Source organism: Okeania sp. SIO2F4 (assembly GCF_010672385.1).
Classification (GTDB): domain Bacteria; phylum Cyanobacteriota; class Cyanobacteriia; order Cyanobacteriales; family Microcoleaceae; genus Trichodesmium.
In genome coordinates, this window is record NZ_JAAHGT010000139.1 from 1 (window position 1) to 15,047 (window position 15,047).

Annotated in this window: 12 protein-coding genes; 4 read left to right on the forward strand and 8 right to left on the reverse strand. The window is 37.2% G+C overall.

Features of this window, described 5'->3' with window-relative positions:
- Positions 1 to 308: 308 nt before the first annotated feature.
- The 4 genes from F6K22_RS11430 to F6K22_RS11445 all read right to left on the reverse strand — a co-directional run bounded on the left by F6K22_RS11430 (position 309) and on the right by F6K22_RS11445 (position 4,295).
- Positions 309 to 1,919, reverse strand: coding sequence for a DUF3352 domain-containing protein (locus F6K22_RS11430; protein WP_293097247.1), 1,611 nt, complete (start codon positions 1,917 to 1,919; stop codon positions 309 to 311).
- A 344-nt stretch (positions 1,920 to 2,263) separates the two neighbouring features.
- Entirely contained in the window at positions 2,264 to 3,160 is an 897-nt protein-coding gene (locus F6K22_RS11435) for a phosphate ABC transporter substrate-binding protein (RefSeq protein WP_293097250.1), read from the reverse strand.
- A gap of 122 nt (positions 3,161 to 3,282) precedes the next feature.
- The gene (locus tag F6K22_RS11440; protein WP_293097253.1) at positions 3,283 to 3,993 is read right to left on the reverse strand and encodes a PspA/IM30 family protein; all 711 of its coding nucleotides are present in this window, start codon (positions 3,991 to 3,993) and stop codon (positions 3,283 to 3,285) included.
- A 164-nt stretch (positions 3,994 to 4,157) separates the two neighbouring features.
- Entirely contained in the window at positions 4,158 to 4,295 is a 138-nt protein-coding gene (locus F6K22_RS11445; RefSeq protein ID WP_293097256.1) for a hypothetical protein, read from the reverse strand.
- Between the two features lie 284 nt (positions 4,296 to 4,579).
- Here F6K22_RS11445 and thyD point away from each other — a divergent pair, with 284 nt between their 5' ends.
- Positions 4,580 to 5,503, forward strand: coding sequence for a thylakoid membrane protein ThyD (gene thyD / locus F6K22_RS11450; RefSeq protein ID WP_293097259.1), 924 nt, complete (start codon positions 4,580 to 4,582; stop codon positions 5,501 to 5,503).
- Positions 5,504 to 5,602: 99 nt separating this feature from the next.
- Here thyD and F6K22_RS11455 read toward each other — a convergent pair whose 3' ends face one another.
- The 3 genes from F6K22_RS11455 to F6K22_RS11465 all read right to left on the reverse strand — a co-directional run bounded on the left by F6K22_RS11455 (position 5,603) and on the right by F6K22_RS11465 (position 7,580).
- Positions 5,603 to 5,830 (reverse strand): hypothetical protein, encoded by a 228-nt coding sequence (locus tag F6K22_RS11455; RefSeq protein WP_293097262.1) that lies wholly within the window; start codon positions 5,828 to 5,830, stop codon positions 5,603 to 5,605.
- A gap of 602 nt (positions 5,831 to 6,432) precedes the next feature.
- On the reverse strand, positions 6,433 to 6,855 hold the full coding sequence (locus F6K22_RS11460; protein ID WP_293097264.1) for a hypothetical protein: 423 nt from the start codon (positions 6,853 to 6,855) through the stop codon (positions 6,433 to 6,435).
- Positions 6,856 to 7,223: 368 nt separating this feature from the next.
- Positions 7,224 to 7,580, reverse strand: a complete 357-nt coding sequence (locus tag F6K22_RS11465; protein WP_293097267.1) for a HesB/IscA family protein — start codon at positions 7,578 to 7,580, stop codon at positions 7,224 to 7,226.
- A 590-nt stretch (positions 7,581 to 8,170) separates the two neighbouring features.
- On the opposite strand from F6K22_RS11465, the gene F6K22_RS11470 reads away from it, so the two are divergent.
- The 3 genes from F6K22_RS11470 to F6K22_RS11480 all read left to right on the forward strand — a co-directional run bounded on the left by F6K22_RS11470 (position 8,171) and on the right by F6K22_RS11480 (position 13,607).
- Positions 8,171 to 9,805: a DUF6930 domain-containing protein gene (locus F6K22_RS11470; protein ID WP_293097270.1), complete on the forward strand. Its 1,635-nt coding sequence runs from the start codon at positions 8,171 to 8,173 to the stop codon at positions 9,803 to 9,805.
- 557 nt (positions 9,806 to 10,362) lie between these two features.
- Positions 10,363 to 11,832: a 9,9'-di-cis-zeta-carotene desaturase gene (gene zds / locus F6K22_RS11475; protein WP_293097272.1), complete on the forward strand. Its 1,470-nt coding sequence runs from the start codon at positions 10,363 to 10,365 to the stop codon at positions 11,830 to 11,832.
- 1,316 nt (positions 11,833 to 13,148) lie between these two features.
- Positions 13,149 to 13,607 carry an SRPBCC family protein gene (locus tag F6K22_RS11480; RefSeq protein ID WP_293097274.1) on the forward strand — a complete coding sequence of 153 codons (459 nt, stop codon included), beginning with the start codon at positions 13,149 to 13,151 and terminating at the stop codon, positions 13,605 to 13,607.
- Between the two features lie 244 nt (positions 13,608 to 13,851).
- Here the strand turns inward: F6K22_RS11480 and F6K22_RS11485 are convergent, their stop codons facing one another.
- Positions 13,852 to 14,085 carry a 2Fe-2S iron-sulfur cluster-binding protein gene (locus tag F6K22_RS11485; protein ID WP_293097277.1) on the reverse strand — a complete coding sequence of 78 codons (234 nt, stop codon included), beginning with the start codon at positions 14,083 to 14,085 and terminating at the stop codon, positions 13,852 to 13,854.
- Positions 14,086 to 15,047: the final 962 nt, after the last annotated feature.

A 15,047-nucleotide genomic window follows, 5' to 3' on the forward strand; every position in this document is an offset into this window, starting at 1 on the left:
TCTTTGAAAGCTATTGCCATCAAATAATATGTTAATTCGTTGCTTGCAATTATTGCCTTTATTCAAAATACTATCACATCCTGTTTTCTTGTCAACAGTTTATTTTTGATTAAAAATTTAGAGATGATAGTTGACAAATAATCACCAATAGTTTATATGTGAAACAATTAGTGGGTCTATCGTGATTGTATCTGTGTCGTTGAGATGGGGAAAACAAAGAAAATATTCCTTATATTCAATTCCCCAATGGTTAAAACCTTCTTGTAATTATCAATTATCCATTAATGAAGCACCCGAAAAATCTCCTCCTACAAAGCCAACAACATCTCCATCTCATTCGTCAATTCATCTGACCAACTCCCAGTCACCCCAATACCCCGAATAGAATCTAAAATCGTCTTTACCTCTGATGGTATCACCACATTTACAAACGGATAACGATTCACCCAAACCATTGCCTGCTGCATATCCAAATAAAAATATCCCTGATTCGACTTTGGCAAAGACCCCACAATTTCCTCAAAACCTTCACTATCAATCAAACCATCATCAGGAATACTCATTATCACCTTTATTAACGGTTTTCCTACCCCCACAAACAAAGCATTATCATCCAACCACCCATATCCAAAAAATGTACCAATACCAACCATCTGCCATTCTGTCAACGACTGCGCTCCCATCTGTTTCTCCTTAACTGCCACACCCCCATTGTCGATCGCCATTTGATTTAACTTTTTCAATGTTGCCTCAGCAGCAGAGCGATCGCTAGTCTCGAAAACCATCGCTCCACCAACTCCAGTTGTGGCTAATATTCCCTGATTTGATCTAATCAAACCAAGAGCAAACTCTCCATCCATCCAACTAAACACTTCTCGATCCACATCCAAACCTACTTCCTCAAAAGTCTTCCTCACCATATCCAGATAATCTTGTAAATCTTCATTTTCCTGTGCTTGAGTCACAAGTTGCGACCAACTTTGACTAATACCCATGCCACTGATAAACATCATTGTCTTCGCCGGAAACCTTTGCAAAATCTCACCCGATACAGGTTGAGTCTGCTGGGGTTGCAATGGAGACACCAACTTAGTCACCGCTCGCAACCTCACACCTGCATCATCAACTCCTATTCCCATCACCATAGAATCTATTTCCTGGAATTGCTCCAAACTAGCAGCAGACAACTTTTGATTCTCCGGCAAATCATCCGCAAATTCTGTTATAAACTGACTATAGTTAGGAATAAAAATAGTAGCAATAGCATTCTCAACCCCCACATTCTGTTGTAAAGTCTCAGTAGCATTTTTACTCATAGAAACACTCTTACCCTGAAACGTATCAATAGCATCTTCCACTGCTGCTGCTATGGGAGCGATCGCCAAATAATCTCCCAAAATTGCTAAATTAAAAGTTTTCCCAGTCTCATCAGTAACTTCTCGAATAGTCACCCCCTGATATTCTCTCTTTATTACCTTGCTCTCATCTTCCCCTTTCAACTTAGTAACAAATCTCAAAGCTTCTAATTTATTTTTAATTCCCACTACCATCAAAAGATTTACAGGATCAGTATTTTGCACCTCCTCACTAGGTACAAAAGCCAACATTACTCCTCCCAACCAAGGTTTAATATCTTTTTCCCAATCAATATTAGTCTGAGCTAAATTTTCTTGCTGAAATTCTGCATAACTCTGACTAATCAACTTTCTTACTTCAGGAGTACCAAATTGTTGTAATTTAGTTATAGCTTTTTGATTAGGATGGAAAAAAGTGGCCATAATTGCAGATTCTGGCACAACTTGGGCGCTGTTGAGAGGACTAGACACCTTGATTGCTATATTTTTAAAGTAAAGATATGTAGCAATACTGCCTACTGCAATTAGGGCTGCACCAGCAATTAAAAAATTTGATTTTTTCATAGAGATTTTTTTGTGACCTAGTATTATATTTAAGTAAGTAGGTAGGCAAAACTATCTTAACTATTACTACTCATTTATATTTTCCCTTTCCTGATTATACCAATTTGATAAATATAGCACTACGCAAATAGGTTAAGACATTTTTAAATCCTGTTTGCGCAGCATGACAAACGGAAAACCCTTTTACAGTCTTCTGTTCCCACCTTCTGTGTTCCCTATTCCCGATTCAAGTAGCGCTATATTTGTTACCGAAAAATCAAGGTATAAAGCCTCTCCTAATAATGGATAATGGAGAGGCTTTATGCTTTTGGGAATTAATTATAAATTATCTATCGGGTTTAAGATCAATTGGCAAAAATCGCTTGCTGTCCTTGAGGGGAAGTTGCATAACCTAAGAAATCTCGAACAGCTTGAGTGGGAGGATTTTGATAGACGTAAAACAACTGGCGGCTTAAAGGATAAGTTGTAGAACTAGGGAGCAAATTATCAATGGGGAGAGATCGCACCGTTTGTTGATATTGCACCTGAGCGTAAGTGGCATAACCAATTCCATCATTTCCCAAAGCCCTCAACATGGGAGTCGTCGCATCTCTCTCCAATGTCGTAATATTAGAACTATTACCAAAATTCTCCCCATTCAACACCATTTCTTTAAAAGTTTGATGAGTACCACTGACGGGAGGTCGGTTAATTACTCGAATTGTAACATTAGCGCCTCCCAACTCAGACCAATTAGTAATTTGTCCTTGAAAAATTCCCTTTACTTGGTTGGAAGTTAAACTCCCATTAAAAGGATTATTGATTCCTACTACGATCGCAATTTTATCTGAAGCAATAGGTATTGCTTCTAAACCCTGAGCTTGTTCTTGAGGAGTCAGAGGACGCGATGAAGCAGCAACATCCACACTACCTGCTAGTAAACTTTGAATTCCTTGACTAGAACCTCTAGCGCTAGTAGCAACGTTAGTACCAGGGAACTGTTTCTCAAAACCACCTTTGAGATTTTGGTTAATCGTCACCATGCTAGTAGAACCATCCACGCGAACTACAGTACCGCTGGCAACATTGGTTGGTGAAGGAAAAGTTGTCGTTGTTGTTATTTGAGTTTCTGTAGACTGAGTGTTAGTAACTGTTGATTCTGGCTGCTTATTTTTGTGAGTCAAGAACCAATAGCCACCACCCCCGATCAACAAAAGTGCTAAGATATATACAATTGGTGGCGGTCCGCTAGATTTAGCCATAATTTTTTCTCCTTAATATTATGTATGTTATGTATGTCTAGATAATCAGTCTTTGTCCATAAATTATCAATTACTTCCTCCTGTTCCCAGTTAAGTGTTCCCTGTTTCCTCGGATATTTCTATTACTCTGGTGGTAATTGTTTAGGACTGTCAAGAATTTGAAGGCGACGACTCACTTCGTCATCTATACTCATATTTTCCAGCTCTGCTTTAAGCTTTTCTGTAGGGTCTTCTGAAAGCTCTGCCAGAGAGTTTTGTTGGATATTGCGACGCTGCACAGCACTCTTAGCCTGCTCAAATTGAGAGCGGGCTGAATCCATGCTTAAGTTATTATTAACTTTGGCCATATCTCCCAAAGCTTTGTTAATCTCCTGCATATCTTTCATATTACCCAGGTCTGTCCTATATTCTTCCAGCTTTTGTCGTTCCCGTCTCAGCTTGTCTTTGGAAGCTTCGACATACTTTTCGGCTTGCAAAACCTGTGCTTCTAATTGAGATAATATTTGTTCTGTTTGAATTACTTTAGACATTGCCAGGCGGGCAGCCTCTTCGTTACCGTTTCGTTGAGCTGTCATTGCTTGGTTCTCAAAGGTCTGCATTTCCTTGACTTTCGCCTCATATTTCTGTTTAGCTCGTTCGTAAGCACTAACTTGAGTAGCAACAGCGGTCGCGAGCTTTTGCACTGATTCTTGCATGGAACGCAGAGATTCTTCTGCTACTTCGACGGAAACTCCACCGCCAGACTCAACTGGAATTCCCCATAACCAATTCCAACTTCCAACGATCGCTCTTCCTGCTTTTTCACCCATGAGCCAGTAGATAACTTTTTTCATATCTTTTTTACCTGTTGTTCTTTCTAAAAGCTTTACTAATAATTTATCGGGGCTAAATTTCTTTTTTATGAAAACTAAAACTTCTGGCGGACAGTTAACTAGACTTTCGGAAAGCCCGGTTCCTGCCCAATTCCTGATATAGCAATCCTACAGCGGTTTTCATTTCAGTAGACCACAGTAGGGGCGATTCGCACAGTAGGGGCGATTCGCACAGTAGGGGCGATTCGCACAGTAGGGGCGATTCGCACAGTAGGGGCGATTCGCACAGTAGGGGCGATTCGCACAGTAGGGGCGATTCGCACAGTAGGGGCGATTCGCGAATCGCCCCTACAGGGTTTTCATCTCAAAAGCGCTGTAAAGTAGATCAAAAAGTGGGCGTTGCTGAATCAAGGTATGAAAATAAAAATTGAACAATCTGAAATGGTTATTATTCAATAGTTTAGCTACAAATCATACCCACGCATCAGCAACGCCAAAAAGTGAAACTCCGGCCTGTTGCCTGTTTCCTAAAAGCGGTAAGATTTTTATACACAAATAAAATAGGATTGCTATATAAATAAAAGTATCGTAAATATATTTTTGAACAATGAAAGTAGCTATTACAGGAGCAACAGGGTTTGTTGGCAGTCGCTTAGTGGAGCGTCTACATTCAGAGGGCGAACAAATATTAGTTTTGACCCGCAACCCAGAAAAAGCAAAACGAATTTTTCCTAACTCAGCTTATCCTCATCTAGAGATAGTTGCCTACCAACCAAAACAGTCTGGTGCTTGGCAAAAATCTATAGATGGCTGTGATGGTGTAGTTAATCTAGCGGGTGCTGGTATTGCTGATGAGCGTTGGAATGCTAGTCGGAAGCAAGAAATTATGGATAGTCGCAAGCTAACTACTGAAAAATTGGTTGAGGCGATCGCCCAAGCTAATTCTAAACCATCGGTATTGGTTAGTGGGTCGGCTATTGGTTATTATGGCACGAGTGAAACGGCAACTTTTGATGAAACTAGCAATAGTGGTAATGATTTTCTGGCTCAAGTTTGTCAAGCTTGGGAAGCTGCTGCCCAACCTGTAAAAGATGTAGGGGTAAGGTTAGTTATTTTGCGGATTGGTATTGTATTGGGTATGGGGGGTACTGTCTCGAAAATGTTAACTCCCTTCCAGTTATTCGCTGGTGGACCTATTGGTAGTGGTAGACAATGGTTTTCTTGGGTACATATTGATGATTTGGTAGGTTTAATTTTACATTCTCTACGCCACCCTGAAATGCAAGGTGCATTTAATGCTACTTCTCCTAATCCTGTACGAATGGGAGAATTTTGTCAAGATTTAGGAGCAGCTTTAAATCGACCTTCTTGGTTACCTGTACCTGATTTTGCCATTGAATTGTTATTGGGAGATGGTTCTGTAGTGGTATTGGAAGGTCAAAAAGTTTTACCAAAACAAACTCAAGCTTCTGGCTTTGAGTATCAGTATCCTACTGTTAAGCCTGCTCTAAAAAATATTTTGGCTTCTTGAAATTTGTCAAATTTGTTAATAAAGAATCAAGCTGCCATAATTGTGACGGCAGCTTGCCCAAATCATTTTTTTATCTAAATCTATAGGTAGTTCAAACTTTTATTTCTGAACAGTTGCCGATTCTCCGATTAATTCTTTTGTTTCTTGCAAGTTATCTGGATCTACATAATGACATACTGCATCATCTAGACAAATTAAAGCCCAACCAGACTCATCAATACTCATCAGTTTATAATCGCCTTCCTGAACAAAAAATCCTTTATGGTTACGAGTTTCAGGCTTTACATTAACGTCATCTAGGTTATTAACTTGGTTATTAAATGTCATTGTACTTCAACTCCTTAGCATTATCTAAAATTAGGTTTGACTCTCTTAATCGAGATTTATACAAGAGACTGTTTAGTCTTCTAACTCAGCTTACTAACTACTAAAAAACTGGTTTAGCATCCCTAGGCTTACTTTAATATCAACCTCACATCCTAAAAAAACATTTTTGACTGATTTGTGTTTAGTTAACCTACTTTTGTTCTTGCCTAGTCAGTTTTTTTGACTTTGAGCAATTTTTTTCGGTTTTCATAGAATATTACCAATACACTTCATCTTCACCTAGAATTGTGCAAATAATTTTCCTTAACTAGTCTGACTTTTATAGAATATTGATTGACTTAGAATTTAAGTTTTATACTTAATATTTTAAGTCAATTTTCTTGTTTCAGTTTGAACCTGAAATTTTCTGCCAAATTAGCATTTTTCAAGTTTTTTAGCAATTATGATCTAGATAGTTAGTAGAGCCATTAAGCTCTTAGGGATTTTCTACTTTATGGTGATTAAGTAATCTCTGAAGTTCTAAAAATCATAACATGATTTTTTCTGGTTTATCGTAAAGTTTTTATATGAATCATTAAGTTTTTTAACGACTATATATTGGTCTAAACATCAAATAACCAACTTTTAACTCTACTAAGGCTAGGCCATTCAGCTCTTCTATCAAAACCATCTTTAATATTATTTTTAATTTCTTCCAGCCAATCTGAGTCAGCCATAATCATTTGCTGTGCTCTATCTATATGAGGTCTAACACCTTTTTCTCCTATTTCCAGCATTGCTAAAGCTAAATTAATTCTGCCCTGTGGATCGTCTGGATTAAGTTTAACTCCTGTCTTAGCTGCTTTGTGGGCTGATTTAGGTTTTTGCTCTAATAGATATAACCACGATAAACTAATCCAACTACTACTACTTTTAGGAGAACGGTTAGTAATTTCTTTAAATAATGGAATTAAATTCTTTGGGTCTTCTCCAGCTTTATATCTTTCTAATCCTTCTTTATATAATTCTTCGGGTGTTTGAGTCATTTCAGTTATTAGTTATCAATTATCAGTTATTAGTATCTCCTACTGAATTAGGAGGCAATAAAATCAGAAATTTCCTTTCTCTTGGTCGAGGGATGGTGAGGTTTGCTCGCCATCCCACCCTAGGGGAAGCTCTGCTTTTTATCCCTTTCCAAGGGAAGGTTTGATACCTTATTTCTTGGTCATAATATTCCAGGTTTTCTACTTGAAAAAATTAATCACAAAAAGTCAAGTTGAAGATTGGACACTAAGAAAATCAATTTACACAACAATATTTAGGGGCACAGTAAATACTGTACCCCTACCAATCCAGATGGATAATATACCACATCTCTCTAGTTTTTCAAAGATGTAGTTTAATTTAATTAATATTAAGCTGAAAAGGAATTACCACAACCACAGGTTTGAGTTGCATTAGGATTAGTAAATTGGAACCCACCGCCAATCAAAGCGTCACTATAGTCAAGCATTAAACCATAGAGATAAAGGATACTTTTACGATCGCAAACTACCTTAAATCCATCATAATCAAAAACTTCATCATCGTCTCTAATTGTGCTAGGATCGGTAAAATCCATCATATAAGACATTCCAGAACATCCACCTTGACGTACCCCTACTCGTAGGCAAAGGTCTTTTCCTTGTTTCTCTCTCAAAAATAAAACTTGCTTTAGAGCAGATTCAGTCATCAAAATCCCTTTTTGTTGAGACTGAGTAGTTTGTGTCATTTGTTTCTAGCTCCTTCCTTATACAACTATAACTGTCTAATAGTTATTTCTAACTACTTACATATATTTTATACATATTCCTGAAAATAGAACTTATAACTAGCTTGAATAATTATTATCAATCAAAATTTTTTGTTCAAGATTAGGAAAATTGTGCTTTAAAAGCTAAAATTTAGGGAATAATAACTTAAAATAATATAATTTTTCTTCTTTGTATTTTCTTTTTGCCCTACAACCAAGAACCAATAATTTTGTACCTGACTTCTGATTATAATTACGAGCAATAAATATTTAGTCCAATAAACATCCCATATACTGATTATATTTATCTATAAGTTGTTTAAAGACTCTCCTTAATAATGGTAGAATCATTCAAAGATGGGTATAAATATATGGTAAGTCTAAAAACTTTTGTATGATTAGATCGCCCACTTGCTCTTAGCAATCTTTCAGATAGTCAAAGAGACGATTCTCCTCATCTTAGCAAGGCCGTTCCAGAAAAATGTATGTAAAAATACATTGATCGAAATATGGTTTAAGGTCAAAGGAAAAAATATCCACTGGTTGCTTCACTTTCACAGGCTTAGTTTATGGTAGCTCTCAATCCTTCAACAATTCGTAGGTTACAAAAATTACAACAAGTTCCTAGTGTGTGGGAAGGCGATCGCCGTCCTATATATTCAGAGTCCAGCTCTAATCCAGAATTAGAGTCGGAAACAACAAACGAATGTATTATCTGGGTAGATGGCTCCCATGGAATGGTCAGAGCAATGGATATGGTAACCCCAGATACAGGCCCAGAAGCAATTGTGAGGACATTACTGCGGGCTATGGAAAATCCTCAAAGTCCAGCTCCAGCCATTAGACCACAAAAAATAGTAGTCAAAGACCGAGAAATTCAATTTTTTCTCAGGGGTGTCTTACAAAACTTAGGAATTGCAATTGATTATGTACCAGATTTACCTCTAATTGATGAAATATTTCGGGGACTACAGGAAGTATCAGATAATCGTCCGCCTCAGTTACCTCCTGAATATGCAGAAGCTTTAGTCGAAAAAGCAGATCAAATTTGGGATGATGCCCCCTGGGAAATATTAGGAGAGCATCAAATCATCTCTATAGAACTTAATCAATGGGATATTGAAAATCTATATGTCTGTGTTTTGGGTAAATTGGGCATGGACTATGGAATTTTGTTGTATCGTTCTTTAGATTCTCTCAAAAGGTTTAGAGAAAGAGTAACTTATGAAAAATCTTATGAAAATTTAGAAGAAGCTTTTCTAGGGCAAGATTGCCTTTTTATTACTTACGATAGTTTTCAGGAAGATGATGAGGATAATGACAATGGGAATACAAACCTAGAAAATTTATCAGTATCAGAAATTCAGGCAAATTTTGGTAATTTACATCCTTTGGAAGGTTTAAGGTCAGTTCTCTATGAAGAGGAAGCACTTACGACATTAGTTACTTTAGAAGCATTACATCGCTTTTTGCGAGCTTCCCGCAAGAAAATGACAGGTAATAAGTTCCCTAGCATTAGTAGTCGCTACCGCATTCCTATACCTAAATCAGATCGAGTGGTCTCAATTAAAGTAACAACTATGCCAGAAGTAGCAGAAGAATTATATGAAATAGCTGTGGAGTCTGATTCGGAAGGAGATGAAGAATTAGAAATTGAAATGCCCATGCTTAAAGATGATTTGGTTCCACAAAATTCTTTCTTAAGTTTGGGAGTAGTACCTTGGGAGACGGTGGAATATTTAAGGGATAATACTAAACAATATCAGGCAGCAGAGGAAGATATTGAACTATCAGGAGAAGGTCTACCAATAATTTTAATTCAAACTTCTTTGCCAAAAGCAACTAAGTTGATAGGAGATTTAGAAGAAGCTCAGGGACTTCATGGTATAGGATTTAATCCAGGTGAAGACCCTGTGGAGGAAAAAACTTACGATTTGGGTATATTGAAAACTTATGATGGTGTATTGCATTTATTTGGTGAATTTATGCAAAATGACCCCGTACACCAGGAAGCTAGACAAAAATGGGATGAGCGTTGCATTGCTACTCGTGGTTGGTGTGGTTTGATTATTGCTAGAGGTATTACAGGTGCTTCCCGTGGTCAACCTGAATTTAAGGATATGATGGCTTTGTTTGAAGTCAGATTCTTGTCATCTCAAGAATTGGGGGTTGGGCCGTTAAAATTGATGCCAGTATCTTTTTGAATTAGGGAGTAGGGAGTAGGGAGTAGGGAGTGTGGGAAGTGTGGGAAGTGTGGGAAGTGTGGGAAGTGTGGGAAGTGTGGGAAGTGTGGGGAGTAAGAAACTCCTAGGATGAGTGATACACAATTATTATATGAAAAATTTTTCTACAAAGGTTGTATAGTTTCTCTATACCCCATAAGTTTTGGTCTTAGTCTGAACCGTATTGCTCTATAATTCCCATTTTTCCTAACTACTTCCTACTCCCTACTCCCTACTCCCTACTCCCTATTTATTCAGTTTTGGTCTTAGTCTGAACCGTATTGCTCTATAATTCCCATTTTTCCTAACTACTTCCTACTCCCTACTCCCTACTCCCTACTCCCTATTTATTCAGTTTTGGTCTTAGTCTGAACCGTATTGCTCTATAATTCCCATTTTTCCTAACTACTTCCTACTCCCTACTCCCTACTCCCTACTCCCTATTTATTCAGAGCAAATTACTTTCTCCAACCTCAAAAGGGTTTCCTAATTGGTAGAATTATTAAAAATTGTAAAAAAACTTAGTAAGGAAGTAAAAAATGCGAGTAGCGATCGCAGGGGCAGGTTTAGCAGGAATGGCCACTGCTGTAGAATTAGCAGATGCTGGACATCAAGTGGAAATATTTGAATCTCGCCCCTTTGTTGGAGGGAAAGTAGGTAGTTGGGTAGATGGAAATGGAAACCATGTGGAAATGGGTTTGCACGTTTTCTTTGGCTGTTACTACCAACTTTTTGAGTTAATGAAAAAAGTGGGAGCTTTTAAAAATCTCCGTCTTAAAGAACATACCCACAATTTTATCAATAAGGGGGGCAAAACAGGTTCTCTAGATTTTCGCTTCCTGACGGGAGCGCCTTTTAATGGATTAAAGGCTTTCTTTACCACATCTCAACTATCTGCGCAAGATAAGTTACAAAATGCGATCGCCCTGGGCACCAGTCCAATAGTCAGAGGGTTGGTAGATTTTGATGGGGCAATGAAGACTATTCGAGATTTGGATAAGGTAAGTTTTGGAGATTGGTTTCGTCGTCAAGGTGGGTCTGATGGAAGCATCAAGAGAATGTGGAATCCTATTGCTTATGCTCTGGGGTTTATTGATGCAGATAATATTTCTGCTCGATGTATGTTGACAATATTCCAATTATTTGCTGCAAAAACTGAAGCGTCTGTGTTGCGAATGTTGGAAGGTTCTCCTTATGAGTATCTCCACAAACCTATTGTTGATTATTTGGAGGAACGGGGTACTAAAATTTTTACTAGACGACAAGTGAGGGAAATTCAGTTTTCTGAGAATGATGGAGAGACTCGTGTCAGTGGAATAGTTGTAGCTAATGGGGATACAGAAGAAACTATTGTTGCTGATGCTTATGTTTTTGCCTGCGATGTACCAGGTATTCAGCGTATTCTACCTAAAGCTTGGCGGAAATGGCCGGAGTTTGACAATATTTATAAATTGGATGCGGTGCCAGTTGCTACGGTACAGTTAAGATTTGATGGTTGGGTGACGGAGTTACATGATAAAAACCAACGTCAACAATTAGAGCGTGCTGTTGGTCTTGATAATTTACTTTATACTCCAGATGCTGATTTTTCCTGTTTTGCCGATTTGGCATTGACAAGTCCGGGAGATTATTATCGGCAAGGGGAAGGTTCTTTATTACAGTTGGTATTGACGCCTGGCGATCCTTTTATTAAGGAGAATAATGAGGCGATCGCTCACCATGTGTTAAAGCAAGTCCATGAATTATTTCCTTCTTCACGGGAATTAAATATGACTTGGTATAGTGTGGTGAAGTTAGCTCAGTCTTTATATCGGGAAGCTCCTGGTATGGACCCATATCGTCCGAACCAACAAACACCAGTGCCTAATTTTTTTCTGGCGGGTAGTTATACTCAACAAGATTATATTGATAGTATGGAGGGGGCAACTATTTCTGGAAAGCAAGCTGCTCAGATAATTTTGGCGAATATGGAAAATATTTTAGGGAGCAGTTCAACAATTAATAATTAACAATTAATAATTAATACTTACCTCTTGTTATAAAGAAGAGGATTGGCTAAAGGATTTTTTTTCTTTTTTCTCGATTAATGGAGAGGTTTTATATCTTAATTTTTTGGTAATGGAGGAAAGTCTGCTTTCTGGGATGTGTCTGCAAACTGTTATAAAGGGAGTAGGGAAATATGGTTGTTATGCTAAGTAAAATTATTGAATAAATAATAAGGAGATAAAATATTTTTCCGTAAAGCACAATTGATCGTGTTAACTTGCATAGCAGTTTTTCTATTTTTTCTTTGTCTTGAAGTTGCTGATATAGATCGAACTTTAGCTCAAGAAAATCTACAAAAGGTAACTATTTGCAGTCCTAAAAACCTTAATAAATTCACTTATGAGCGATTCGATGAATGTACATCCGTTGTCAACGGAAAACTACAGGTAGGAAAGGAGTGACAAGTTAAGCTTGCCTACAATTTGGAACTAGAAGTCTTTTTTAATTTCAATAAAAATATAGACATTTACGGACTGCTCTATAATTCCCGTTTTTCCTAACTAGGGTTTGCTGATTAAGTCTAAAAGCATTGAAAAGTAAAGGTTTGAGCATTTTTGGAGGAAAAAAAAGTGCAAACTTTTCAGCTTGAGTAACTAAAAAGTTAGGATTTTGGGTAGACAAGCAGAGTAAAGATAAAGGTACAATTATTCCTGTTACTTTCTCTGTCTCTCCACACAGACGACACTCTGCTTTTTTTTCAGCAAACTCTAATCAAATCATTTTCTGAAGCATCCCCGCGAGGGGATGAATAGTGGAATTTCTCTTCTATTGCGACCTACGCAATAATCAAATCATTTTCTGAAGCACCCAGACGGGGGGATGAATAGTGAAATTTCTCTTCTATTGCGACCTACGCAATAATTAAATTCATTTTCTGAAGCACCCAGGCGGGGGGATGAATAGTGGAATTTCTCTTCTATTGCGACCTACGCAATAATCAAATCATTTTCTGAAGCACCCAGGCGGGGGAGGTGGATAGTGAAATTTCTCTTCTATTGCGACCTACGCAATAATTAAATTCATTTTCTGAAGCACCCAGGCGGGGGAGGTGGATAGTGGAATTTCTCTTCTATTGCGACCTACGCAATAATCAAATCATTTTCTGAAGCACCCAGGCGGGGGGATGAATAGTGGAATTTTCCGATAAGGATTTTTTTGGGCAGTCCTGTAATGTGAAAAGCTTGTATAATATTTCCATAGCTTATGAGTTTTGGTCTTATCTGAACCTTATTTCTCATAATTTCCATTTTTCCTAACTACTTCCTACTCCCTAAAAATTATGAGTAATTGGCTAGAACATAGTGTACAGATAGAGGTAGCTGCTCCCATTGATTTAGTTTGGAATCTTTGGTCTGACTTAGAACAAATGCCACAATGGATGAAATGGATTGAATCTGTTGAAGTCCTTAAAGATAATCCAGACTTATCCAAGTGGAAATTAGCCAGTGGTAATTTTGAGTTTAGTTGGCTTTCTCAAATTCAGAAAATAGTTACTCATCAAATTATTCAGTGGGAGTCTGTGGATGGCTTACCCAACAGAGGGGCTATCCGTTTTTATGACCGTCATGGTAGTAGTATTGTGAAGTTAACTGTAGCTTACGGAGTTCCTGGATGGTTAATTAAGATTATGGATAATTTATTTTTAGGCAGAATAGTAGAATCTACTTTGATGGCAGATTTGGAAAGATTTCGTGATTATGCTGTTAGTTTAAAGGATCGGGAAGAAGATAATGGGTAATTGATAACTGGCTATCTTAAACAGATTTAAAATTTATTAAATCCACATAAAGTAATAAAAAGTTTTTGTTTGTAGTAGGGTTTGAGCAAGTGAAATATCAATCTTACGGCTAGATAAAAACTACTAAGTTCTAATTATAGCTATTCAATCTGAGATGATATAATTTATAGTTCCTCTTTCTCAATTCCCTACTAGGTAGAATTTTCAAATTTTGTATCTCATGAACTTGCAAACTGTTGTAATATTACCAGTCAATTTCTACAGAAAGGTTGATAGTCATTTTTTTCTCTCCAGGAGGAACTGCTGTAATACAAGCACAAATAATTTCACCATCATCAAGTTCTACTTCGCAAGCATGACAAGAACCCATTAAGCAACCTGTAGGAATAGTTACTCCGGCACGTTCAGCTACTTCTAGAAGTGGTTCTCCTACCTCTGCATCAACAGTAATATTATCTGGCAAAAAAAGTATTTTCATATTTATATCAATCTGAAATCATTCCTAAAATAAACCCCTTTAATACTAGGGGTGGTAAATATTTCCTACAAAATAGTTAGGCTATTTAGGAGGTAGGAGTTCATTAATGGATAATGGATAATGGATAATGGATAATTGATAATTACAAGAAGGTTAAAACCGCTCGGGAATTGAATATAAGGAATATTGTCTTTGTTTTCCCCTATCCAAGGGGAGGCTTCAAGGCGCGAATTATTTAATTATTAATTATTAATTATTAATTATTAATTTTTCGGTAAGAATTGTCTGAAATATTTCCATCCTTGTCTACTCAAAATGCTTAAAATTCTAGCTAGGGCTTGGTGATTAATTCTCAAAGTATTGAAATATAAAGCTTTTGGCGTTTTAGAGTTGAAAAAAGTACCAGCTTTTCGCACTTATAAAGCTCATGCATGCTAGTATCTTAGGATGATTATGGCAGAAAAATTCAGAGACAATTCTTACTCCTACTTCTTCTAAATTCCCCGTTCCTCCAGTCTCGAGTCTCCAGTCTCGAGTCTCCTACAAAGAGCAAAAAGACTTTCCATACGCAAACCCTAGCTAGAGTGAGTAAAAAGCTTGCATTTCTTTCGCAAAAAAAAAGAGTTTAGGCTTGATCTGTAAATGTTTTTAGAGTTAATCACCAAGTCGTAATTATCATCTATATTAATTCTCAATTGCTCCAAGAGACTGTTTGTCAAATAAGTATTAAGAGACGTGGAGCAACTAAATCTTCAAGCTGGAATAAGTTTAGAGATAGAAATCAATCTACAGTTAGGAAGTATGAGTATTCATACTTCTAAAGTTATAGTGAATTTCTTTCTGACAAATAATTGTGTCTTCGCCTATTCCCTACTCCTTACTCTCTATTCTCTATTCCCTATTTCCTGATACATTCAATATCTAATATTTTGTAATTTTAGTTTTTGAGCTACTCCATAATA

Bases quoted from the DNA above. Each gene is read 5' to 3' on its own strand.
- F6K22_RS11430 (WP_293097247.1), bottom strand. From the start codon at position 1,919: ATGAAAAAATCAAATTTTTTAATTGCTGGTGCAGCCCTAATTGCAGTA.
- F6K22_RS11435 (WP_293097250.1), bottom strand. From the start codon at position 3,160: ATGGCTAAATCTAGCGGACCGCCACCAATTGTATATATCTTAGCACTT.
- F6K22_RS11440 (WP_293097253.1), bottom strand. From the start codon at position 3,993: ATGAAAAAAGTTATCTACTGGCTCATGGGTGAAAAAGCAGGAAGAGCG.
- thyD (WP_293097259.1), top strand. From the start codon at position 4,580: ATGAAAGTAGCTATTACAGGAGCAACAGGGTTTGTTGGCAGTCGCTTA.
- F6K22_RS11455 (WP_293097262.1), bottom strand. From the start codon at position 5,830: ATGACATTTAATAACCAAGTTAATAACCTAGATGACGTTAATGTAAAG.
- F6K22_RS11460 (WP_293097264.1), bottom strand. From the start codon at position 6,855: ATGACTCAAACACCCGAAGAATTATATAAAGAAGGATTAGAAAGATAT.
- F6K22_RS11465 (WP_293097267.1), bottom strand. From the start codon at position 7,580: ATGACACAAACTACTCAGTCTCAACAAAAAGGGATTTTGATGACTGAA.
- F6K22_RS11470 (WP_293097270.1), top strand. From the start codon at position 8,171: ATGGTAGCTCTCAATCCTTCAACAATTCGTAGGTTACAAAAATTACAA.
- zds (WP_293097272.1), top strand. From the start codon at position 10,363: ATGCGAGTAGCGATCGCAGGGGCAGGTTTAGCAGGAATGGCCACTGCT.
- F6K22_RS11480 (WP_293097274.1), top strand. From the start codon at position 13,149: ATGAGTAATTGGCTAGAACATAGTGTACAGATAGAGGTAGCTGCTCCC.
- F6K22_RS11485 (WP_293097277.1), bottom strand. From the start codon at position 14,085: ATGAAAATACTTTTTTTGCCAGATAATATTACTGTTGATGCAGAGGTA.